18 protein-coding genes, 1 pseudogene and 1 riboswitch are annotated in these 21,225 nt (G+C 75.9%); of the genes and pseudogenes, 10 read left to right on the top strand and 9 right to left on the bottom strand.

From position 1 onward, the window contains the following. Window positions 1-19: 19 nt before the first annotated feature. The 3 genes from AB0B83_RS07015 to AB0B83_RS07005 form a co-directional block, all read right to left on the bottom strand. A complete protein-coding gene (locus AB0B83_RS07015; protein ID WP_357577378.1) occupies window positions 20-853 on the bottom strand; it encodes an isocitrate lyase/phosphoenolpyruvate mutase family protein in 834 nt (277 codons plus the stop codon). An 82-nt stretch (window positions 854-935) separates the two neighbouring features. Continuing rightward, a complete protein-coding gene (locus AB0B83_RS07010) occupies window positions 936-2,585 on the bottom strand; it encodes a YbjN domain-containing protein (protein WP_357577377.1) in 1,650 nt (549 codons plus the stop codon). After that, window positions 2,582-3,061 (bottom strand): YbjN domain-containing protein, encoded by a 480-nt coding sequence (locus AB0B83_RS07005; protein WP_311414210.1) that lies wholly within the window; start codon window positions 3,059-3,061, stop codon window positions 2,582-2,584. The genes AB0B83_RS07010 and AB0B83_RS07005 overlap by 4 nt, the downstream gene beginning before the upstream one ends. A gap of 114 nt (window positions 3,062-3,175) precedes the next feature. Between AB0B83_RS07005 and AB0B83_RS07000 the strand changes: the two genes are divergently transcribed. Next, complete coding sequence (locus AB0B83_RS07000) at window positions 3,176-5,626, top strand: DNA translocase FtsK 4TM domain-containing protein (protein ID WP_357577376.1); 2,451 nt, start codon at window positions 3,176-3,178, stop codon at window positions 5,624-5,626. A 141-nt stretch (window positions 5,627-5,767) separates the two neighbouring features. Here AB0B83_RS07000 and AB0B83_RS06995 read toward each other — a convergent pair whose 3' ends face one another. Further along, on the bottom strand, window positions 5,768-6,013 hold the full coding sequence (locus AB0B83_RS06995; protein WP_357577375.1) for a hypothetical protein: 246 nt from the start codon (window positions 6,011-6,013) through the stop codon (window positions 5,768-5,770). A gap of 90 nt (window positions 6,014-6,103) precedes the next feature. Further along, entirely contained in the window at window positions 6,104-6,418 is a 315-nt protein-coding gene (locus AB0B83_RS06990; protein WP_357577374.1) for an SMR family transporter, read from the bottom strand. Window positions 6,419-6,482: 64 nt separating this feature from the next. Beyond that, window positions 6,483-6,548: riboswitch (guanidine-III (ykkC-III) riboswitch) on the bottom strand. A gap of 89 nt (window positions 6,549-6,637) precedes the next feature. Here AB0B83_RS06990 and AB0B83_RS06985 point away from each other — a divergent pair. The 7 genes from AB0B83_RS06985 (at window position 6,638) to AB0B83_RS06955 (ending at window position 12,969) form a co-directional block, all read left to right on the top strand. Then, window positions 6,638-7,561: an ornithine cyclodeaminase family protein gene (locus tag AB0B83_RS06985; RefSeq protein ID WP_357577373.1), complete on the top strand. Its 924-nt coding sequence runs from the start codon at window positions 6,638-6,640 to the stop codon at window positions 7,559-7,561. 74 nt (window positions 7,562-7,635) lie between these two features. Beyond that, on the top strand, window positions 7,636-9,135 hold the full coding sequence (gene rimO / locus AB0B83_RS06980; protein WP_357577372.1) for a 30S ribosomal protein S12 methylthiotransferase RimO: 1,500 nt from the start codon (window positions 7,636-7,638) through the stop codon (window positions 9,133-9,135). 77 nt (window positions 9,136-9,212) lie between these two features. Further along, window positions 9,213-9,806 carry a CDP-diacylglycerol--glycerol-3-phosphate 3-phosphatidyltransferase gene (gene pgsA / locus AB0B83_RS06975; protein WP_207913946.1) on the top strand — a complete coding sequence of 198 codons (594 nt, stop codon included), beginning with the start codon at window positions 9,213-9,215 and terminating at the stop codon, window positions 9,804-9,806. A gap of 114 nt (window positions 9,807-9,920) precedes the next feature. Further along, window positions 9,921-10,508: a CinA family protein gene (locus AB0B83_RS06970; RefSeq protein ID WP_357577371.1), complete on the top strand. Its 588-nt coding sequence runs from the start codon at window positions 9,921-9,923 to the stop codon at window positions 10,506-10,508. Window positions 10,509-10,653: 145 nt separating this feature from the next. Next, the gene (locus AB0B83_RS06965; RefSeq protein WP_357577370.1) at window positions 10,654-11,088 is read left to right on the top strand and encodes a helix-turn-helix transcriptional regulator; all 435 of its coding nucleotides are present in this window, start codon (window positions 10,654-10,656) and stop codon (window positions 11,086-11,088) included. 205 nt (window positions 11,089-11,293) lie between these two features. Beyond that, the gene (locus tag AB0B83_RS06960) at window positions 11,294-12,166 is read left to right on the top strand and encodes a PspA/IM30 family protein (protein WP_357577369.1); all 873 of its coding nucleotides are present in this window, start codon (window positions 11,294-11,296) and stop codon (window positions 12,164-12,166) included. Window positions 12,167-12,189: 23 nt separating this feature from the next. Then, window positions 12,190-12,969, top strand: a complete 780-nt coding sequence (locus tag AB0B83_RS06955) for a hypothetical protein (protein WP_357577368.1) — start codon at window positions 12,190-12,192, stop codon at window positions 12,967-12,969. A gap of 149 nt (window positions 12,970-13,118) precedes the next feature. On the opposite strand, the gene AB0B83_RS06950 is transcribed toward AB0B83_RS06955, so the two are convergent. Beyond that, window positions 13,119-16,763, bottom strand: a complete 3,645-nt coding sequence (locus tag AB0B83_RS06950; protein WP_357577367.1) for a hypothetical protein — start codon at window positions 16,761-16,763, stop codon at window positions 13,119-13,121. Between the two features lie 266 nt (window positions 16,764-17,029). Beyond that, window positions 17,030-17,971 (bottom strand): zinc finger domain-containing protein, encoded by a 942-nt coding sequence (locus AB0B83_RS06945; RefSeq protein WP_357577366.1) that lies wholly within the window; start codon window positions 17,969-17,971, stop codon window positions 17,030-17,032. Window positions 17,972-18,092: 121 nt separating this feature from the next. On the opposite strand from AB0B83_RS06945, the gene AB0B83_RS06940 reads away from it, so the two are divergent. After that, window positions 18,093-18,917, top strand: coding sequence for a hypothetical protein (locus AB0B83_RS06940; protein ID WP_357577365.1), 825 nt, complete (start codon window positions 18,093-18,095; stop codon window positions 18,915-18,917). A gap of 141 nt (window positions 18,918-19,058) precedes the next feature. Here AB0B83_RS06940 and AB0B83_RS06935 read toward each other — a convergent pair whose 3' ends face one another. Next, complete coding sequence (locus AB0B83_RS06935; protein WP_357577423.1) at window positions 19,059-19,847, bottom strand: SAM-dependent chlorinase/fluorinase; 789 nt, start codon at window positions 19,845-19,847, stop codon at window positions 19,059-19,061. Between the two features lie 258 nt (window positions 19,848-20,105). Then, window positions 20,106-20,480: pseudogene (locus tag AB0B83_RS06930) on the bottom strand (GNAT family N-acetyltransferase); the annotation flags it as partial. A 146-nt stretch (window positions 20,481-20,626) separates the two neighbouring features. On the opposite strand from AB0B83_RS06930, the gene AB0B83_RS06925 reads away from it, so the two are divergent. Beyond that, window positions 20,627-21,223 carry a hypothetical protein gene (locus AB0B83_RS06925; protein ID WP_357577364.1) on the top strand — a complete coding sequence of 199 codons (597 nt, stop codon included), beginning with the start codon at window positions 20,627-20,629 and terminating at the stop codon, window positions 21,221-21,223. Window positions 21,224-21,225 lie beyond the last annotated feature (2 nt).

The raw sequence follows: 21,225 nt of genomic DNA, 5'->3' as shown, positions 1-21,225 counted from the left end.
GCACGGTGTCGGAAGCCCGTCAGGCCAGCAGCGCGTTCAACTCGCCGTAGCCCATCGCACCGGCCAGCGAGTCGTACGACCCGGAGCGCAGCGCCTCCGTGGCGGCCCGGCGGACCAGCCCGTACGCGGCCTCGGCGAGCGCCGAGCCGAGGCTGACCCGGGCCACCCCCAGCCCCGCCAGCGTGGCGACGGGGAGCCCACCCGGCCCGGTGAGCACGTTGACCGGCCCCTCGATGCCGGCGACCAGCGCGCCGATGGTCTCGGCGTCGGCCACGCCCGGCACGAAGATCCCGTCCGCGCCCGCCGCCCGGTACGCGACCGCGCGGCGCAGCGTCTCCGCCAGCCGGTCCGCCGGGTCGCCCACCGCCCGCAGGAACACGTCGGTGCGGGCGTTGACGAAGAGCCGTACCCCCGCCGCGTCCGCGGCCTGCCGGGCTGCCCCGATCCGGGCGCACTGCTCGTCGACCGGGCGCAGCGGGGACGTCCCGGCCGGCGCGGCGTCCTCGATGTTCACGCCGACCGCGCCGGCGGCCAGCACCCCGGTCACGGTGTGGGCGACCCCGGCCGGGTCGGCGGCGTACCCGCTCTCGATGTCCGCGGTGACCGGGACCGTGACGGCGGCGGCGACGCGGGCGACCACCGCCAGGGCGCGCTCGCGGTCCAGCTCGTCCCCGTCCGGGGCGCCCAGGCTCCACGAGACGCCGGCGCTGGTGGTGGCGACCGCCGCCGCGCCGCAGTCGGCCACGATCCGGGCGCTCGCCACGTCCCAGGCGTTGGGCAGGACGAGCGGGGCGCCGGGGCGGTGCAGGGAGTGCAGGAGCAGGGCGGTGCGCTGGTGGTGCGTCGTCGTCATGGGTGCCAGTCCAGCAGGGCGGCAGGAGATCGTCCGGCGGGTTTCGGACCTCACCGGTGGGCCGCCGCCCGGCCCGACAGGGTCAGGGCAGGGCGGCTACCGCCTCGGCGTACGCGACGCTGGTGTCCACGGCCGCGTCGAGCAGGACCGTGAGCTGGGCCGGGGCCACCCCGTGCGCCAGGTCGGTGGCGACGTGACCGGCCAGCAGCAGCTCGCCCTCCCGCTCGTGCACGTACGCCTTCGGCAGCAGGCGGTCGTGGTTCCAGGCGTTGCAGAAGGCGTACGCCTCCGCGAGCCGGTCGGCCGGCAGCCGGCGGTTCGCCACGGACCGGGCCTGGAGGATCTCGCCCCGCTCGCCGGCGCGCCGGAACTGGATCAGCGCCTCGCCCCACCGGCCCGTGACGGCGCCACGGTCGTCCACCGCGTACCGGTCCCCGCGCCGGTCCAGCTCGGCGGTGATCATCGCCAGGCTCAGCGGGCGTGGCTCCTCGTCCGGCAGGACGTCGTCGGGCGGGTCGTCGGCGTCGTCGTCCGCGTCGTCGTCGGGCGGCAGGGGCACCGGTGCGGCGGCCGGCCGTTCGGCCAGCCAGGACGCGATCCGGCCGGACTGGTGGCCGGTGCCGTTGCGGGCGTCGAAGCTGCCGGCCAGCGCGGTGGCCACCCCGAGCAGGGTGGCACCCAGCGTGGCCACGTCGAGCTCGGCGGCCGGCCGCACCCCGTACGCCGGGCGGTGCACCGTCCGCCCGCCGAGCCCCGCCTCCACGGCGAGGGCGCAGACCAGCGCACCGGCGGCGGCGAACTCCATCGCGGACAGGTCGTCGTGCGGCCGGTCCAGCCGGGGCAGTTGCTCGGCGAGGACGTCGACGCCCCGGGCGGGGTGCCCGGCCAGCGCGCACCACCGCAGGTGCGTCGCGAGCAGCGGGAAGGCGGCCTGCTCCTGCCGGTGCCGCCGGTACGCCCGCACGTGCGCCTCGGCCGCCTGCTCCGGCTGGCCGGTCCGCAGCCACGACAGCAGCCCGGCGACCAGCGTCCGCTCCGGCTGCTCGGTGCAGTCGCCGCCGCCGTGCGGGGAGTCCGGCAGGGCGGCCAGCGCGGCCCGGTGGTCGCCCCAGCCGGCGAGCAGTTCCGCCCGTCGGGCCGCCGCGCAGTCCGGGCAGCCGCCGACCGGCCCCGGATCGGCCGTCGACCAGCGGTCGTACCACTGCCGGGCGGTGGGCTCGTCGCCGAGGTGGTCGGCGATGCGGCAGCGCAGCTCGGCGACCACCGCCGGGTCGTCGGCGGCGCGTGCGGCGAGGTCGTCCAGCATGGCCCGGGCCTGGTCCAGCCCGACCCGGGGCGAGCCGAGCAGGGCCTCGACCGCGTACCGCCGGTAGCGCCGCAGCGGCTCGGCCTGGTCCGCCGCCAGCAGGTCGGGGCGGCGCTCCACCGTAGCGAGGCAGCGGCGCACCGGCTCGACCAGCCGCCACCGCTGCCCGTGCAGGAGGTACGCCTCGATGAGCGCGAACCTGGCTGCCAGCGCCGTCCGGTCGTCGCCCGTGGCGTCGGCGTGCGCGGCGATGCGTTCCAGCTCGGTGCTGCGGGCCTCGCCGTCGGGGGTGTCGCGGGCGTCGGCGAGCGCTTCGGCCAGCGCGGGGTCGGACCCCCGGCCCCCGCGCCGCAGCCCGCTCCACCAGCCGGGCAGCCCGAACGGGTCGAGGCCGCGACCGGCCAGGTCACCGCCGCGGCCCGTCACGCCACCACCCCGCCGGGCAGCCGGGCCACCTCGGTGGCGAGCTGGCAGCCGGTGGCGATGCCGCAGTCGAGCAGCTGGTCGAGCTGGTGCGCGGTGACGCCGCGTTCCAGGTCGGTGATGACCTCGCCGCAGATCCGGGCCCGCCCGTCGTCCTCGACGTGCACGAAGGCCTTCGGCCAGAGCCGGTCGTGGTTCCACGCGTTGCAGAAGGCGTGCAGCGCCGGCACGTACTCGATGGGGAACGCCGGCGCGGTCAGGGTGCGGACCTGGAGCAGCTCCCCGTTGGCGCCGGGGCGCAGGAACCAGATCAGGCTGTCGTCCCAGCGGCCGACCAGGTCACCGTCGGCGTCGGCCTGGACCCGGTATCCCCGGCTGTGCAGCACGGCGGCGATCAGCTCGCCGGTCAGCGGTTCCAGCGCCCCCGGGTGCCCGGCCAGGTGGCCGTCCCGACCGTCCTCGGTTCCCGGCGACGACATGGGGGCAACCCTTCTGAGGCAGATATCACGTGACGCGGCGGGGCCCGCGCTGCGACACGCGGACACGACCCGGAAAGGCGGCGATCTGCCGGGTCACGCCATTAGGTTGATGCTATGGCGGGCCGTACCTCTCAGGCGAGCCGGCGGCGCGGCGCGTCGCCGCGTGGCACCACGAACAGTCGTGCCCGTCAGCCGGCGAAGAAGACCGCCCGCGCGGCGGCCCGGCGGCGGCCGGCGGTCCGGTCCGGCCCGGGGCTGATCGTCGGGCAGGCGGTCCGCACACTGTGGATGGGGATGGCGCACGGCCTCGGCTGGGCGTTCCGGCAGGCCGGCTCGGCCCGGGGGCTCGACCCGGAGCAGCGCCGCGACGGCGCGGGCCTGCTGGTCTTCGGCCTCGCCCTGCTCAGCGCGGTGGCCCTCTGGTTCTCCGGCGCCGGCCCGGTCGGCGCGCGGCTGGCCGACACCTTCCGCCTCTTCCTCGGGGCGATCTCGGTCGTGGTGCCGGTGCTGCTGATGATCGGCGCCTGGCGGTTGATGCGCGAGCCCGTCGATCCCGAGCACCGCGGCCGGGGCCTGGTCGGCTGGACCTCGATGCTGGTCGCCACCGCCGCGATGCTGCACATCGGACAGGACCCGGCCGACGCGGGCCAGCGCGACTTCGCCGGCGGCCTGGTCGGCGCCGGCGTCGGCAGCCTGATGGAGCGGGCGGTCACCGCCTGGGTCGCCGTGCCGCTGCTGATCCTGCTGCTGGTCTTCGGCCTGCTGGTGGTCACCGCGACCCCGATCAACAAGGTCCCGGAGCGGCTCGGCCTGCTGTTCGGCACCCGGATCGCCCCGCCGGTGGTGGAGGAGGAGACGGACGAGGAGCCCGCCCGGCCGGCGCCCCGCAAGCGCGCGGCGAAGCGGGCGGCCCCGCCGCCGCCCGACCCGGCGGAGTTCGACGACGACCTCGACGGGGTGGACCTCCAGGAGACCCTGGTGCTGCCCCGCAAGCCCCCGGGCCGGGTTCCGGCCACCCGCAGGCCGGCGGAGCCGCCGGAGCACTCGCCCGCCCCGACGCGGGCCGAGCAGCTCGCGCTGACCGGGCTGGCGGGCGACTACACGCTGCCGCCGGCGAACATCCTCGGCAGCGGCGCGGCCCCGAAGTCCCGGAGCAAGGCCAACGACGAGGTGATCGTCGCGCTCACCGGCGTCTTCGAGCAGTTCGGTGTGGACGCGGCCGTCACCGGGTTCACCCGCGGGCCGACCGTCACCCGCTACGAGGTGGAGCTGGGCCCGGGCGTCAAGGTCGAGCGGATCACGCAGCTCTCCCGCAACATCGCGTACGCGGTGAAGTCACCGGACGTGCGGATCCTCAGCCCGATCCCGGGCAAGAGCGCGGTCGGGGTGGAGATCCCGAACACCGACCCGGAGAACGTGGCGCTCGGCGACGTGCTGCGGTCGCGGGCCGCCACCAGTGACCACCACCCGATGGTGGTGGCGCTGGGCAAGGACATCGAGGGCGGCTACGTGGTGGCCAACCTCGCCAAGATGCCGCACATCCTGATCGCCGGCGCGACGGGCGCGGGCAAGTCGTCCTGCCTGAACTCGCTGCTGGTGTCCATCCTCACCCGGGCCACGCCGGACGAGGTGCGGCTGCTGCTGATCGACCCGAAGCGGGTCGAGATGACGGGCTACGAGGGCATCCCGCACCTGGTCACCCCGATCGTGACAAACGCGAAGAAGGCGGCCGACTCGCTGGAGTGGGTCGTCCGCGAGATGGACATGCGCTACGACGACCTCGCCGCCAACGGGGTCCGGCACATCGACGACTTCAACCGCAAGGTGCGCAACGGCGAGATCAAGGCGCCGCCGGGCAGCGAGCGGGAGATGCGCCCGTACCCGTACCTGCTGGTGATCGTGGACGAGCTGGCCGACCTGATGATGGTCGCCCCGCGCGACGTGGAGGACTCGGTCGTCCGGATCACCCAGCTCGCCCGCGCGGCCGGCATCCACCTGGTGCTGGCCACCCAACGCCCGTCGGTCGACGTGGTCACCGGCCTGATCAAGGCCAACGTGCCGTCCCGCCTGGCGTTCGCCACCTCCTCGCTGGCCGACTCGCGGGTCATCCTCGACCAGCCGGGCGCGGAGAAGCTGCTGGGCCGCGGTGACGGCCTGTTCCTGCCGATGGGCGCCTCGAAGCCGATCCGGATCCAGGGCGCCTGGGTGACCGAGCGCGAGATCGCCGACGTGGTGAAGTTCTGCAAGGACCAGCGCGAGCCGGAGTTCCGCCCGGACGTGCTCGTCGCGCCGGACGCCGGCAAGAAGAAGATCGACGAGGAGATCGGCGACGACCTCGACCTGCTGGTGCAGGCGGTCGAGCTGGTGGTCACCTCGCAGTTCGGCTCGACCTCGATGCTCCAGCGCAAGCTGCGGGTCGGCTTCGCCAAGGCGGGGCGGCTGATGGACCTCATGGAGACCCGGGGCGTGGTCGGCCCGTCGGAGGGGTCCAAGGCCCGGGACGTGCTGGTCAAGCCGGACGAGCTGGAGGAGGTCCTGGTCGGCCTGCGCGGCGGCGAGGACTAGGACCGGGCGACCGCTGAGGGCGCCGGGGGCGTTCACGGTCGTCACCGGCGGGGCTGAGCCGGGCAACCGCCCGACAGGGCGCACACGCGACGGGCCCGCCGGCACGCCGGCGGGCCCGGTCTCCGCCGGGGGAGCGGTGGGTCAGTTGTTGACGAGCGCGTTGATGATCAGCAGGCTGATCACGATGGCGGCCACGTTGGCGGCGGCGGCGTACCAGCCGAGCGGCTTGTCACCGAGCACGGCGCCGACGATGCCCAGGACCAGCCCGATCACGCCGAAGATGAGCGGGTTGAGCAGGAGCGCGAGGACCGCGAACACGAAGCCCACGATGGTGCAGATGCGGGCGGCGTTGGTGCGCGGGCGGGCGGTCGAGTGCATGTTGGCCATGTCTGCCTCCGTGGATGAGAGCCTTTCCGGTGCCAGGCACAGCTCTACCCACTGTGGTCGTCCGTCACGCCTCGCCCCTGTGGACGCCGGTCAGTGGAAGACCTTCAGGCCGACGACGCCGGCGACCACCAGCAGCAGGCAGGCTATCCGGGGCAGGCTGGCCGGCTCGTTCAGCGCGAGCATCCCGACCAGGGCGGTGCCGACCGCCCCGATGCCGACCCAGACGACGTAGCCGGTGCCGACCGGGATCTCGCGCAGCGCGTACGCCAGGCCGGCCATGCTGAGCACCAGGGTCACCACGAAGGCCAGCGACGGGACGAGTCGGGTGAAGCCGGCGCTGCGGTCGAGGGCGATCGCCCACGCGGTCTCGAGAAGTCCGGAGATCACCAGCACGATCCAGGCCATGGAAGATCACCTCTGCGTAGGCGCCCGGACCAGCGGGCCGGGAGGAGTGGGTTCGGTACACACACGCGGGGCGTCTTGGCCTGACCGGGTACGCCCACCACTCGTCCGGGGCGACCTGGGGCCGCCACGACCGACGGTAGCACCGGCCGGGCGGCCTCCGGGGTGAGCCGGGCCACCACGGGTTGACGTGAACCTCGCTTCAACTTGCAGTATCGGGGTATGCCGCTGCTCTTCTCCGATCCCGAGGTCGCCGCCGCGCTGGACGCCCCCACCACGGTCGCCGCGATGCGGGACGCCCTGCTCGCCGCGTACGCCGGCCGCCTGGTGGCCCCGCCCCGGGCCGCCGCGCCGCTGGGCGGGGGACGGATGGTGCTCACCGCCGGCCACCTCACCGGAGAGTGGTACGGCTACCGCTCGTACGACACGTTCGGGCACCCGGAGAGCGAGCAGGTGGTCGTGCTGCACGACGGGCGCACCGGGGCGGTCCGGGCGGTGGCGGTCGGCGAGGAGCTGGGCTCCCGGCGTACCGGCGGGCTCGGCGGGGTCGCCGTGGACGCCCTGGCCCGGCCGGACGCCGCCACCCTGGGCGTGATCGGCTCCGGCGGGCAGGCGTGGACCCAGGTCTGGGCCGCCGCCGCCGTCCGCCCGCTGCGCGAGGTCACCGTGCACAGCCGCTCCGTCGCCCGGCGGGAGTCGTTCGCCGCCCGGATCCGCGCCGAGCTGGGCGTGCCGGCGCGGGCGGTGGACTCGGCGCGGGCCGCCGTCCGGAACCGCGACGTCGTGGTGCTCGCCACCACCGCCGTCGGCCCCGTGCTCGACGCCGCCGACCTGGCCCCCGGCACCCACGTCAACACGGTCGGCTTCAAGCAGGTCGACCGGCACGAGTTCGGCACCGACCTGCTGGACGCCGCCGACCTGCTGGTCACCGACTCGCCGGCGCAGGCGGCCGCGTACGACCCGCCGATGCTGGCGACGCTGCCCGCGTACGCCGGGCGGTTGCGCGACCTGGGCGCGGTGCTGGCCGGCGCCGATCCCGGCCGGACCGGCGCGGACCAGGTCTCGGTCTTCTGCTCGACCGGCCTGGCCGGCACGGAGGTCTTCCTGCTCGACCGGCTGGTCGGGGTGGGCGCGGCGGCGGTCTGAGCGGGCCGTGGCCGCCGGGAGCGTGCGGGCGGCCCGCCGTTGGCGGCCGCCGCCCGACCGCCCGGTACCCTCGGATGGTGTCTGCCACCTCCCCTTCCCCCGCCGACGGCCGCCGTGTCGCCCTGCTGACCCTGGGCTGTGCCCGCAACGAGGTCGACTCGGAGGAGCTGGCCGCCCGGCTGCACGCCGACGGCTGGCAGGTCACCACCGACGGCGAGGGCGCCGACGTGGTGGTCGTGAACACGTGCGGCTTCGTGGAGAAGGCGAAGCAGGACTCCATCCAGACCCTGCTGGCCGCCGCCGACACCGGCGCCAAGGTGGTCGCCGCCGGCTGCATGGCCGAGCGGTACGGCCGCGAGCTGGCCGACAGCCTCCCCGAGGCGCAGGCGGTGCTGAGCTTCGACGACTACCCGGACATCGCCGCCCGGCTGGACGCGGTGGTGGCCGGCGAGCGGATCGGCGCGCACACCCCGCGCGACCGGCGCGAGCTGCTGCCCCTCACCCCCGTCTCCCGGCGGGACAGCGGGGTGTCGCTGCCCGGCCACGGCACCCCGGTCCGGGGTGTCACCGAGACCGACGAGCACACCCCGGCCCACCTGCGCCAGGTGCTGCGCCACCGGCTCGACACCGGCCCGGTCGCCTCGCTCAAGCTGGCCAGCGGCTGCGACCGGCGCTGCGCGTTCTGCGCCATCCCCGCCTTCCGCGGCGCCTTCGTCTCCCGTACGCCGGACGAGCTGCTCGCCGAGGCGGAGTGGCTGGCCAAGACCGGCGTCCGCGAGCTGGTGCTGGTCAGCGAGAACTCCACCTCCTACGGCAAGGACCTGGGCGACCCCCGGGCGCTGGAGAAGCTGCTGCCCCAGCTCGCCGCGATCGACGGCATCGTCCGGGTGCGGGCGAGCTACCTCCAGCCGGCCGAGACCCGGCCCGGCCTGGTCGAGGCGATCGCCACCACGCCCGGCGTGGCGCCCTACTTCGACCTGTCGTTCCAGCACTCCAGCGAGCCGGTGCTGCGCCGGATGCGCCGTTTCGGCTCCACCGAGCGGTTCCTGGAGCTGCTGGCGAGCGCCCGCGCGCTGGCCCCGGACGCGGGCGCGCGGAGCAACTTCATCGTCGGCTTCCCGGGCGAGACCCGCGGCGACTACCAGGAGCTGGTCCGGTTCCTGACCGAGGCGCGGCTCGATGCGATCGGGGTGTTCGACTACAGCGACGAGGACGGCACCGAGGCCGCCGGACTGTCCGGCAAGGTCTCCGCCGCCACGGTCAAGCGTCGCTACGACAAGCTCAGCGCGCTCGCCGACGAGCTCTGCTCGCAGCGCGCCGAGGAGCGCCTGGGCTCCACGGTCGAGGTGCTTGTCGACTCGGTCGACGACGGCGTGGTCGAGGGGCGGGCGGCCCACCAGGCCCCCGAGGTCGACGGCTCGACCACCCTCGTCGCCCCGGCCGACGGCGGGGTGGACCTGGCCGCGCTGCGCCCGGGTGACCTGGTGCGGGCGACGGTGACCAGCACCGAGGGAGTGGACCTGGTGGCGGTCCCGGATGAGATGATCTCGGCGGCGCCCGGCGCAACACGGTGACGGCGGGCCCGGACGGAGCGGGGGAGCGACGTGGTGGGGTGCCAGGTACGCCACGGCCGCCGGAGCGGGGCGCGGCGATGACCGGGGCGACGGAATCGACGCCCGCGCCGGTGGTGGCCGGCGTACCGGTGATGAACGCGGCCAACGCGCTCACCGCGCTGCGGCTGGTCCTGGTGCCGGTCTTCGCGGCGTCCGTGGTCGCCTCCGCCATGGACCACGCCGGCTGGCGGATGGTCGCCTGCCTGATCTTCGCCGTCGCCTCGGCGACCGACCTCGTGGACGGCTGGATCGCCCGCCGGTTCGCCCTGGTCACCTCGGTGGGCAAGGTCGCCGACCCGATCGCCGACAAGGCGCTCACCGGTGCGGCGCTGCTGCTGCTCTCCTGGTACGACCAGCTGCCCTGGTGGGTGACCGCCGTGATCCTCGTCCGCGAGCTGGGCATCACCGCGCTGCGCTTCTGGGTGATCCGCCACGGCGTGATCGCGGCCAGCCGGGGCGGCAAGATCAAGACTGCGCTCCAGATCCTGGCCATCACGTGGTACCTGTGGCCCATGCCGGCCGTGCTCGCCGCCGTCGGCCCGTGGATCATGGCCGCCGCGGTCGGCGTCACGGTGGTCACCGGCTTCGACTACGTCGCGCAGGCCCTCCGGCTGCGCCGCCCGGCTGCCTGACCCGGTGCCCGTACCGTCCGTCCTCTCCCGCCCGGCCCCGCCCCTCTCCCGCCCGGAGCCGCGCCCGTCGGGAAGGATGAGTAGGGCCGACGGGGCGGGGAAAGGATCCGGGACATGGACAGTGACGCTGCCGGAACGCGGCCGGCCGGAAGCCCGGCGGCCGGCGTGGTGCACAGCCTCTCGGAACGGCGCGAGACCCTGGCCACCGTCGAGTCGCTCACGGGCGGCCTGCTGGCCGCCTCGATCGTGGAGATCGCCGGGGTGAGCGGCATCTACCGGGGCGGCCTGGTGGTCTACGCCACCGAGCTCAAGTCGCTGCTCGCCGACGTGCCGGAGGACCTGCTGGCCGACCGGGGGCCGGTCGACCCGGACGTGGCGGTCGCCCTCGCGGAGGGCGGCCGGCGCCGCTGCGGGGCCGACTGGGGCCTGGCCACCACCGGGGTGGCCGGTCCCGAACCGCAGGACGGCAAGCCGGTCGGGCTGGTCTACGTCGCCGTGGCCGGGCCGTCCGGCGCCGAGGTCCGGCAGCTCGACCTGGACGGCGGTCGCGACCACGTCCGCTCGGCCGCGGTCGTCGAGGCGTTGCGGCTGCTCGCCGCGCGGATCCACGAGACCGACGCCGCCGGGGCGGCCGCATCCGACGGCCGGGCGGCCGGGGCCGACGGCGGACGGACCGACGCGGCCGGCGCGGGTCGCCGCTGACGGCCTTCTGAGGATCCGAGGGGCGGGGTGGGATGTCGTGGGGGCCCGCAACGGGTACGGTTGCGGGAAGGCTCCGACGACCGGTCCGGCTCGACGTGCCGGACGGGCCGCCTGGAAGAGTGGTGTCCCTCAGGGGGAGGTGCGAATGGTCCTGCTACGCCGCGTGATCGGTGACGCACTGCGGGCGCGCCGGCAGGGGCAGCACCGCACCCTGCGCGAGGTCTCCTCCGCCGCCAACGTCAGCCTCGGCTACCTCTCCGAGATCGAACGCGGCCAGAAGGAGCCCTCCAGCGAGCTGCTGGCCGCGATCTGCGACGCCCTCGGTGCGCGCCTGTCCGAGCTGCTGCGTGAGGTCAGCGACACCGTCGCCCTCGCCGAACAGATGCCCGGCGTGCTGGTGCCGGTGCAGGACGAGCCGGCCGCGCCCGTCGCCGTGCGCAGGAGCACGGGTCGGGGCGTCCACCAGGTCAGCTCGGACGGCGCGGTCGCCGTGCAGGTCCGCCAGGACTCCCCGCTCAAGGCCACCCTGCGCAGCTCCCGGGTCCGGGGCAGCGAGCGCGACGTGGTCTGCGCCGCCTGATCCACCCCTCTCCCTCGCCACGTGGTCGGCCTCGACGCCGCCGCGTACCCTTGATCGCGGACGGCGTCGGCGCTCGCTTCGCTCGCCGGTACGGATGCCCCGGTGGCGTCCGGCTGGGACGATGGAGCCACTGCCGCGCCGGAGCCGGCCGGGAGCACCCGGCGCGGTCCAGGCGGAGCGACGCTACTGAGGGGACAACGCAAAGATGGCGAACCCGTTCGTCAAGGGGTGGAAGTACCTGATGGCGCTCTTCGGCGCCAGGATCGACGAGCACGCCGATCCGAAGGTGCAGATCCAGCAGGCCATCGAGGAGGCCCAGCGCCAGCACCAGGCGCTGGTCCAGCAGGCCGCAGCCGTGATCGGCAACCAGCGGCAGCTGGAGATGAAGCTGTCCCGTCAGATGACCGAGGTCGAGCGGTTGCAGGCCAACGCCCGCCAGGCACTGGTCCTCGCCGACCAGGCCCGCGCCCGGGGCGACGAGACCGAGGCCGGTCGCTACGAGCAGTCCGCGCAGACCCTGGCCACCCAGCTGGTCTCGGCCGAGCAGGCCACGGAGGACCTCAAGACCCTGCACGACCAGGCGCTCGGCGCCGCCGCCCAGGCCCGCCGGGCGGTCGAGAACAACTCGATGATCCTCCAGCAGAAGCTCGCCGAGCGCACCAAGCTGCTCAGCCAGCTGGAGCAGGCCAAGATGCAGGAGAGCGTGGCCCGCTCGCTGGAGTCGATGTCGTCGCTGACCGCCCCCGCCAACACGCCCTCGCTCGACGAGGTGCGCGACCGCATCGAGCAGCGGTACGCCACGGCGATGGGCCGCGCCGAGCTGGCCGGCAACTCCGTCGAGGGCCGCATGCTGGAGATCCAGAAGTCGACCCTGGACGCGGCCGGCTCCTCCCGGCTGGAGCAGATCCGGTCGAGCATGGCCGGCGAGCAGCTCGGCGGCAAGCAGGAACGACCGGGTGTGGAGCAGGCCCAGCCCGCCGCACCGGCCGCCGACCCGGCGGCCGCCGCCCGGCTGAACGAGATCCGGGCCAGCATGGGCCGGGAACGTGGCACCGGAGACACCACCGCCGCCGGCTGAGCGGCCGGGTCGAGGAGGCAGAGGTGGCAGACGAGCGCACGCGGTACTTCCGGCGCCTGAGCCGGTTGCGGCGGTCCGCGCGCCGGTGGAGCGTCACGGCCGGCGGCCTGGGCGGCGCCGCCGCCGTGCTGACCCCGTACGCCGGGCTGGGGCTGCCCGACGCGGCCTGGGCGGCCGGGGCGGGCGGCGCGCTGGTGCTCGCCGCCTGGCGCTGGGTCGACCTGCGGGCGCTGGCCGCCCGGCCGGCACCACCGGCGCTCGACCCGGCCGAGGCCGCCGCCCGGTCCCGTGCCAGGCTGGTCGCCGCCGTGGAACGGCTCCCCGTCGGCCCCGGCGTGCTGGCCGAGGTCCGCCGGGTGCGCTCCCGGGTGGCGCTGCGCGGCACCAGCGCCGCCGAGCCGTGGGCCCGGCTGGACCGGGCCGCCCTGACCCTCGCCGGGATGACCGGCCGGCTCACGGGGCTCGCCTCGCCGGCCGTGCTCGAGGCCGCCGAGGCCGACCGGTCGCTGCGGGACCTCGCCGACCGGGTGGCCAGCGTCGAGCGCACGCTGCGGCTCGCCCCGGCCGAGTCCCGGCCGGCGCTGGCCGAGGCGCACCGGGCCCTGAGCGCGCAGCTGGAGCAGGGCGTCACCGCGTACGAGCGGCTCGTCGTGGCCGCCGCCGGCTACGTCGCCGGGGAAGCCCACCCCGACGCCGCGCACCCGGCCGCCTCCCGGCTCACCGAGGCGACCGACCTGCTGCACGGCGTGGCCACGGCCCTGACCGAACTCCGCGGCGTCGGCGCCCCCCTCCGCACCCCCTGACCCTCCCCGCCCCGCCCCGCCCCGGCCCCCTCCCTCCCGCGCGGTCGATCATGCAGTTGTGGTGCCGGTTCGGCGCCCGTTCGGGCGTTTTGCACCCCACCATAACTGCATGATCGGCCCGGGCCCGGGCGCGGGGGCGGGGGGCGAGGTCAGGGGGGTGTAGTTACCGGCACCGGGCCGGTGAACGGGGAGCTGCCGACGACGTTGAACGACCGGATCCGGTAGTGGTAGGTGACGCCGCGCGCCAGCCCGGTGTTGGTGAAGCCCCGGCCCGTGACGGTGAAGGTCGCCACCTCCAGGCCGAACGCCGGGTCCAGCGCCCGCTGCACGATGAACCCCGCGCCCGGTGCCGCCGGCGTGCTCGCCGCCCAGGCGAGGATCACCGTCGCCGTGTCCGGCCCGGGTGCCGTCGCGGTGGCGGTCACCCCCGTGGGCGGGCCCGGCGCCGGCGGGGTGGTCGCCCGGGCCACCGTCGACCAGGCCGACGCGGCGCCGAGATAGGTGGTCCGCACCCGGTAGTAGTACGTGGTGTCGGGGGCGACGGCGATGTCGAGATGGTTGTCGCCGACGCCGATCGCTGTGGTGCCCGGGCCGCTGCTGAACGTCGGGTTGGTGGCCCGCTGCACGTCGATCCCGGTGGCGAAGGAGCGGTTGGTCCAGCGCAGCGCGATCCGCAGCGGCGCGGCCGGCGGGATCGCCGCGGTCAGCCCGGCCGGCGCGGCGAGGTGCACCGAGGCCGGCACGCTGTTGGACCACGTGGAGCAGCTCACCGCGTTCTCCGCCCGGATCCGGTAGTGGTAGGTCACCCCGGGCGTGACGCTGGCGTCGGTGTAGCGGGTCGCCGTGGCCGCCACGGTGATCGCCGTGAGGCCCTCCGTGAAGGCGGCGTCGGTGGCCCGCTGGAGCAGGTGGCTGGTGGCCGGTGGCCGGCTCCCGTTGCCCGTCCAGGTCAGCGCGATCGCGGGCAGCGCGGTGGCCGAGCCGGGGGCGGGGGTCGCGGTCAGCCCGGTCGGTGCCCGGGGCGAGACCCGCAGCACCAGCGGCCGGATCATGCCCTGGTCCCGGTGGCCGCCGAGCTGGCTGTGCCAGTGGTACTCCCAACCGAGGTTGACGAGCTGGTTCACCACGACCGCGGGGCGACCGTCGACCGGGCTGACCGGGGTCGAGCCGGTCCGGGCGCCCGCCGGCCGGAGCGGGTCGAGCAGCCGTACGCTGTCGCCGATCTTGAACGGCAGGGGCGGCGCGACCGGCCGGAGCGCGACGATCACGTCCTCGCGCGGGTCGACCCGGACGACCTGCTTCCAGCCCCGCTCCGCCGGGTGCGGCGGACGGGTGGCGCCGTCCCAGCCGACCCGGCCGACCAGCTGCACGTCGCAGCCGGTGAACCGCACCGGCTGGGTCTGCCGGCTGTTGCCGCGGATCCGCCAGAGCTGGGTGCCGTCGCCGGGCCCGCCCACCGCGACGGCCGGATCGCTGACGTGCAACACCTCCGTGGCCGGGTCGGTCGGCCCGAGCGGCAGGACGGTGGGGGAGAGCGGCCCGGCGTGCGGGTGCCCGACGCCGAGCCGGCCGACGAGCCGGCCGTGGTCCGGTTCGAAGACCTGCTGCACCGCCTTGACCTCCAGCGGCAGGAGCACCGGGGCGGCGGCGCCGGCCGGGACGAAGCTGACCGTCGCGGCGTGCACCGGGACCACCGTGTCGCGCGCGGTCCGGGTGCCGAACGCCACGTCGTACGCCGGCTGCGGCACGATCGGCGGGCGCTGGCTGGCCGCGTACGCCTCGGGCAGGCGCTCGCGCAGCCGCGCCAGGTCGTACGGCGGCGCCGGGGTGCCGACGACCCGGAACTGGAGCAGGGTGCGGGTGTTCGGCCCGTACCCGGGGCGGGCCGGCGGCGCGCCGCCCTCGGCGCTGCGGTCCGGGGCGCCGGTGAAGTGGTCGGCGCGCGGGTCGAAGCCGGGCAGCGGGGCAGGGCAGTCGTTGTAGAGGATCAGCGTGCCGCCGGGCGCGACGGTGGAGAAGTCGACGAGCACGTCGGCCGCCTCGCCCGGGGCGAGCAGCAGCGCGTGCGCGTCGACGTTGAGCACGGTCGGGTCGCGCCGGTCGTACCGGTAGCTCACCGGCCGGTTCGGCACCACCACCGGCGCGGGCAGCAGGCCGCACTCGTTGCCGATCTGGACGAGCTCCGGGCCGGCGGCGCGCGGGTCCGGCACCCCGCCGTCGCGCCCGTCCGTCGGCCAGCCGGCGGGCCGCTCCGGCGCGCGTACCGCCTCCACCATCGGCACCTCGCCGGCGCCGGCGTCGGCCAGCCCGCCGTCCGGGTCCCACATCGGGCCGTCGGAGCGGGCCCGGTAGAGCTGGAGGTTCAGGCCGCGGTCCAGGCAGGCGTTGAGGATCCGGAACCGGTACGTCCTCGGCTCGACCTCCAGGTACGGGTACGCGATCCCGTTGACCAGCACGGTGTCGCCGAACGCGTCCGGCACCGCCGACGGGTGCGGGACGCCGGGCGCGAGCGGCGGCTCGTCAGGGTCGGCGACGGGGTCGTGGTGCGGGTTCGGCACGGGGTCCGCCCGGTGCCGCGTACCGCCGTGCTCCCGCTGCCCGACGTCGTCGCCCGTACGCGACCACGGGCCGTAGTCCCACCGGCCGGTCGGGTTGGTCCCGTCGGCCCGGTGCGGGTTCTGCCGGGGCTGGTAGACGTGCGGGTGCCAGAGGCTGCCCCGGGAGCCCCAGCGGTCCCGGTCCCACGTCGGGTCCTCCCCGGCGAGCTGGGCGTCCTCCGGCACGAACGTCTTGTCCTCGATCACCAGGGGCAACTGGTCGGCGGGGAGCACCTCGTCGGCGACGAGCCGCTCCTCGGCGGGATCGGTGAGCAGGTAGAGGGCGACCTGCCCGGAGTAGACGGTGAGCCGGGCCAGGCCGACGGTGTTGTCGTGGAACCAGCACAGCCGCCCGCTCTGCTCATTCGGGTAGTAGAGCGTGGTGGCGCCCGCGCCGGGCGGCGGCATGTCGGGCACGTGGGTCAGGCCGGGCCCCGTCGGGTAGGGGGTGATCTCGCCGGCCGGCGTCACCCACTGCCAGGGGTTGCCAGCGCTGGTCCAGCCGGTGTGCGCGCCCGCCAGCCGCAGCACCGCCCGGTTCTGCGGGTAGGGTGCCGGGCCGTCGAGCGGGCCGGCCCCGGCGCCGTCGACGGTCGGGTCGACCGGCAGGAAGAGCTCGCCGGAGCGGCCGGTGGGGAGCTGGTTGATGAACTTGACCCGGACCGGCCGGCCGCGCCGGGCCAGGATGAGCGGGCCGAGGTGCCAGGGGCGTCCCGCCGGCGCGACCGTGTTGTGCCCGTGGGCGTCCGTGCCGAGGTTGAGCTGCCGGTAGCCGCGCAGCCGGGTCGCCGGCAGGTCCCGGTGCAGCCGCTGCGCGTACTGCTCCAGGCCGATCTCGTAGTAGTCGCAGCCCGGATAGCTGACGGTGTCCGGCACCGCCACCGGCAGGTGGGCGCCGAGCTCGGTGCGGCCGAGCGCGCCGGGGCGGGGCAGCGCGTCGACGAACTTGCGGATGCCGGTGCCGGGCACCACGCGGCCGTCGCCGTCGACCACCGGCAGCGGGCTGCGGGCCTGGTTCGGCAGCGGGCCGAAGTAGCGGGGCACGGCGGCCGGGTCGAGGCTGGCCGGCGCGGCGACCGGCTCCGCCGCGCGCCGGGCCGCCGGTACGGGCCCCGCCCCGGTTCCGTCGGCGTCGTGCTCGGCGCGGGCGCTCGCCCGCTCCGCCCACGGGATCCGGAGTCTGCGGAACAGCTCCATGGCTCTCCCCGGTGTCCGGGCGCTGCGGCCACCACGTCGGCGTGGCGGACCGGTCGCGCGTCGCTGACGATGCGTGAGGAGTCAACCGCAGCATGCGACCTCGACGGCGATGTTAGGAAGTACCCAATCGTCCGTATCTGTGGCAAGGACGCGACTCGCCGCCCTGCCGGCGGAGTGTCCCGCCCGACACGCCGACCGGGTGGCTGCGGGTGGCTACCCGCCGTGCGCGACGCAGGACACGCGCGTGTCGCACCGGCCCGGCCGCGTCAGTCGGCGGGACGCTCCGGCTGGCAGACCGGGCACCAGTAGGTGACCCGCTCGCCCAGTTCCTCCTTGCGGATGGCGGTGCCGCACCGCCGGCAGGGCTGGGCGCGCCGGCCGTAGACGTAGCTGGTCTGCCCCCGGCGCAGCGAACCGGTGGTGCTCTGCGTCCAGCGGCCCCGGTTCGCCGCGAGCAGCTTCTGCGCGAGGGCGACGGTCCCGGCGAGGTCCGGCACCGCGCGCACCGGGGTCCACGGCGAGACGCCGCGCAGGAAGAGCACCTCGCACTTGTAGAGGTTGCCGACGCCGGCCAGGTTGCGCTGGTCCAGCAGCGCCTCGGAGATGGTGACGTCCGGGTCGGCGGCCAACCGGCGCACCGCCTCCGCCGGGTCCCAGTCCGTGCCGAGCAGGTCGGGGCCGAGGTGCCCGACGAGCGACTCCTCCTCGGCGGTCGGCACCAGCGTCAGCTCGTGCAGGTGGTAGCCGACGGCGACCGCCCGCGCGCTGCGCAGCACGACCCGGATCAGGTGCGCCGGCCGGGCCGTCCAGCGCTCCCCGGGCGCGTACGCCCGCCAGGCGCCGTCCATCCGCAGGTGCGAGTGCAGCGTCCAGCGCGCCCCGCCGTCGTCTCCCGGTGCCGCGTCCCCGGCCGCACCGCCGCCCTGCACCGGGGCCGTGCCGCCCTGCGCCGAGGCTGTACCGCCCTGCGCCGAGGCCGCGCCGGCCTGCGGTGTGACCGGGGTGTCGGGCGGTGGCGTGGCGTGCGGTGGGGCGGTGAGCCGCAGCAGCAGGTGCTTGCCCCGGCTGGCCGACTCCCGCACCGTCCAGCCGGCGAGGTCGGTCGCGGCGAGCTGCGGCACCCGGAAGTCGCTGCCGGTCAGGCGGGCGCCGGCCAGGGCACGGTGCAGTACGCGGGCGGTGTTCCAGACGGTGTCGCCTTCGGGCACCCGTCCATCCTTCCTCTCCATCCTTCCTCGTTCGAAGGAAATTCGCATGCGTCGCTGGTTGTATGAAGTTTTTTGTCAATCTATAAATAGAGCGTCATCGAAAAGTTGTCAGGAGAGCGCCATGACTCTGTCTCAACGTCGTGCCCGTACCACCGCCCTGACCAGCATCCTCGCCCTCGCCCTCGCGCTCCTGCCCACCCTGACCCCCGCACCGGCCGCCGCTACCGCCGTCGACTCCGCCGCCTCCGCCGCCACGCCCGGCCTCACCTACCGGGTGTACGCCACCCGGATCGGGCTGGTCGGCGGAGTGACCGCCAACGGGCACACGATCGTTTCCCGGGACCACTTCGTCGCGCTGCCGTCGTTCCGCGGCCTGTCCCCGCGGAACACTGGCGACTACACCGTCCGGGTCTGCACCACCACCGGCAGCCGGTGCGAGTACGCCCCAGTCTGGGACGTCGGCCCGTGGAACACCCGGAACGACTACTGGAACCCCAGCGACGTGCGGGAGGAGTGGAAGGACCTGCCGCAGGGCCTGCCGCAGGCACAGGCGGCCTACCAGTCCGGCTACAACGGCGGGCGGGACCAGTTCGGCCGGACGGTGCTGAGCCCGGCCGGCATCGACCTGGCCGACGGCACGTTCTGGGACGGGCTCCAGCTCACCACCAACGCCTGGGTCGACGTGGCGTACCTGTGGACCGGCAGTGGCCCCCGGGGGGTGGTCGGCGGTGGTCCGCTCAACATCCGTGCCGGCGCCGGCACGGGTTACGCGGTGCGCGGCCTCGCCGCCCGGCACGCGAACGTGCCGATCGAGTGCTACGTGACCGGGCAGAGCGTCGCCGGGCCGTACGGGACCTCCAACCGGTGGAACCGCGTTGCCAGCGGCCAGTACGTCAGCCACGCGTACGTCTCGGCGGTCTACGGCGGCACCGTGCCGCTCTGCTGACCACCGCCCGCGTACGCCCGCCGGGCAGGACGGAGCAGTCCGCCGGCCCGGCACGGCGACCGGGCCGGCCCGACCAGGGCCCGGTCGGTCGGACGGCGGCGCGCTCCGCCGCCCGGCCCGGCCAGGCGGCGCTCCGCGTGCTCAACCGGCCGCGACCCGCAGCAGGTCGCCCGGCGCCACCGCCAGCAGGTCCACCGCCCGGCCGCCGTTGACCGCCACGGCGACCAGGCCTGCGGAGTCGGCGTGCACCAGCAGCCCGTCCGGCCCGGCGTCGCCGAAGGTACGCCCGTGCACGGCCTCCCGGTCGGGCCCGGCACCCGCGCCCGGTCGCACCCGGACCCGGACCGGCAGCGGCGCCAGCAGGTCGGCCGGCGCGGCCAGTTGGACGTTGCCGAAGTGGTCGACGGTCAGCACCTCGGCCGTGAACCCGTCCGCCTCCCGCCGGAGCACCGGCGCCGGCAGCCGGACCAGGGACTCCGGGTCGACCGCCGGGCCGACCCCGGACAGCGGTGCGCCGAGCGCCAGCCGCGCGGCGACCGGCGCGAAGACGTCCCGGCCGTGGAACGTGCGGGACACCTCGGGCGCGAGCCACTCCGGGTCGGTCAGCTCGACGGCTGCGGTCACCCCGCCCAGCGCCTCGGCGGCCTCCACCAGCAGGCCGTTGTCCGGCCCCACCAGCAGCCCGCGGGGCGTGGCCAGCGCGACGCCCCGCCGGGTGGTGCCCACGCCCGGGTCGACGACGGCCACGTGCACCCCCTGCGGCAGGTGCGGCACGGTCTGCGCGAGCACCGCCGCGCCCCGGCGTACGTCGGCCGGCGGGACGAGGTGGGTCACGTCGACGACCCGGGCCTCCGGCGCCAGCCGCGCGATCACCCCGTGGCAGGCGGCGACGAATCCGTCAGCGAGGCCGTAGTCGGTTGTCAGCGAGATCCACGGGGCGCGGGCCGTACCGGCGGGCGGGCCGGCGACGGCCTGCCGACCGTGGACCGGGCGGCCGGCGGGGACCCGTCCGTCGGCGGTGAGGGGCGGTTCCGGGACCGGTCCGTCGGCGGTGAGGGGCAGTTCCAGGACCAGTTCGTCGTGCAGCTCGATGCCGTCCTCGCCGACCACCGGGATGCTCGGCTTGAGCCGGCGGGCCCGGTCCACCGCGCCCCGGTCCACGCGCACCAGCCGCAGCCCGCGCCGCTGGTAGAACCGCAGCGCCCGCAGGTTGTCGTTCGTGGTGACGAGCCAGAGCCGGGCCCGGCCGTCGGCCCGGGCCACCTCGCCGGCCGCCGCCAGCAGCGCAGTGCCGACGCCGCCGCCGGGCGTCGCGGCCACCACGCTGACCACCTCCAGCCCGTCGGCGTCGTCGTGGTGGGCGAGCGCCCCGACGACCGCCCCGGCCCCGTCGGTCGCCACCAGCGTGGGCAGCGTACGCAGGTCGTACCGGGTGTCGTGGGCGACGACGTACGGCCCGCCCCACTCGCGTTCGTGCAGCGCGTCCACGGGCGCCCGGTCCCCGGCCCGTGCCGGCCGGACGGTCACCCCGTCCACCTCGTCCGCCCCGTCCACCCCGGTCATCGTCGGCTCCCCTCGTCGACCGGTCGGGATCGTACCGACGCCGTCAGCCCGCCCCGGTCGACCGGGGCGGGCTGGCAGAAATGGGACAGCCGCACTGACCGACCGGCCACTGCCGGGACGGGATCCGGTTGGGCAGACTGCCAGGGGTGACCAACCGGAGCCTGCCCGCCGTCGCGGTGCTCGTGATCGCCGCCGCCCTCACCGCCGCCTGTGGCGACGACGCGGAGGACCGGCGCGCCGCGCCACCGGCCGCCACGGCGTCGACCCCGGCCGACGTGCCGTCCCCGGGCCCGACCGGCGCGGCGGAAGCCACGGCGACGCCCGCCGCCCCGCCGAGCGCCCGGCCGACGGGGGCGGGCCCGGCGGCTCCGAGCGCCGGCGGGCCCACCCAGCGCCGCCCCGCCAGCCCGCCGCCGGTCGAGCTGCCGGCCCGCCCGACCGGGACGCCCGGCGCGCGGCAGGTCGTCGACGCGTTCAAGGCCGCCGGGCTGAAGGTGCCGAACCCCCGGGACCGGTCGGTCGAGTGCGGCCCGGACGGGCTCGGCCTGGGCTGCTCCGAGCTGGTCGCGACCGACGCCGTCACCGTGTACGTCTTCCCCGACGAGACCAGCGCCAGCGACATCGCCGAGACGTGGGGCGGCCAGTCGTTCCGGCGGGGCACGGTGGTGCTCAACTACCTGGAGGCGAAGACCCCCGCCGCCGATCGCGCCAAATACGAGAAGGTCCTCACGGGCCTGCGCTGACC

This window comes from Micromonospora sp. NPDC049060 (genome assembly GCF_040649055.1).
GTDB lineage: Bacteria > Actinomycetota > Actinomycetes > Mycobacteriales > Micromonosporaceae > Micromonospora > Micromonospora reichwaldensis.
This window is presented reverse-complemented; position numbering and strand designations above follow the sequence as displayed.

Coding starts and splice junctions, on each gene's coding strand:
- AB0B83_RS07015 (WP_357577378.1), bottom strand. CDS start 853: ATGACGACGACGCACCACCAGCGCACCGCCCTGCTCCTGCACTCCCTG.
- AB0B83_RS07005 (WP_311414210.1), bottom strand. CDS start 3,061: ATGTCGTCGCCGGGAACCGAGGACGGTCGGGACGGCCACCTGGCCGGG.
- AB0B83_RS07000 (WP_357577376.1), top strand. CDS start 3,176: ATGGCGGGCCGTACCTCTCAGGCGAGCCGGCGGCGCGGCGCGTCGCCG.
- AB0B83_RS06995 (WP_357577375.1), bottom strand. CDS start 6,013: ATGGCCAACATGCACTCGACCGCCCGCCCGCGCACCAACGCCGCCCGC.
- AB0B83_RS06990 (WP_357577374.1), bottom strand. CDS start 6,418: ATGGCCTGGATCGTGCTGGTGATCTCCGGACTTCTCGAGACCGCGTGG.
- AB0B83_RS06985 (WP_357577373.1), top strand. CDS start 6,638: ATGCCGCTGCTCTTCTCCGATCCCGAGGTCGCCGCCGCGCTGGACGCC.
- rimO (WP_357577372.1), top strand. CDS start 7,636: ATGGTGTCTGCCACCTCCCCTTCCCCCGCCGACGGCCGCCGTGTCGCC.
- pgsA (WP_207913946.1), top strand. CDS start 9,213: ATGACCGGGGCGACGGAATCGACGCCCGCGCCGGTGGTGGCCGGCGTA.
- AB0B83_RS06970 (WP_357577371.1), top strand. CDS start 9,921: ATGGACAGTGACGCTGCCGGAACGCGGCCGGCCGGAAGCCCGGCGGCC.
- AB0B83_RS06965 (WP_357577370.1), top strand. CDS start 10,654: ATGGTCCTGCTACGCCGCGTGATCGGTGACGCACTGCGGGCGCGCCGG.
- AB0B83_RS06960 (WP_357577369.1), top strand. CDS start 11,294: ATGGCGAACCCGTTCGTCAAGGGGTGGAAGTACCTGATGGCGCTCTTC.
- AB0B83_RS06950 (WP_357577367.1), bottom strand. CDS start 16,763: ATGGAGCTGTTCCGCAGACTCCGGATCCCGTGGGCGGAGCGGGCGAGC.
- AB0B83_RS06940 (WP_357577365.1), top strand. CDS start 18,093: ATGACTCTGTCTCAACGTCGTGCCCGTACCACCGCCCTGACCAGCATC.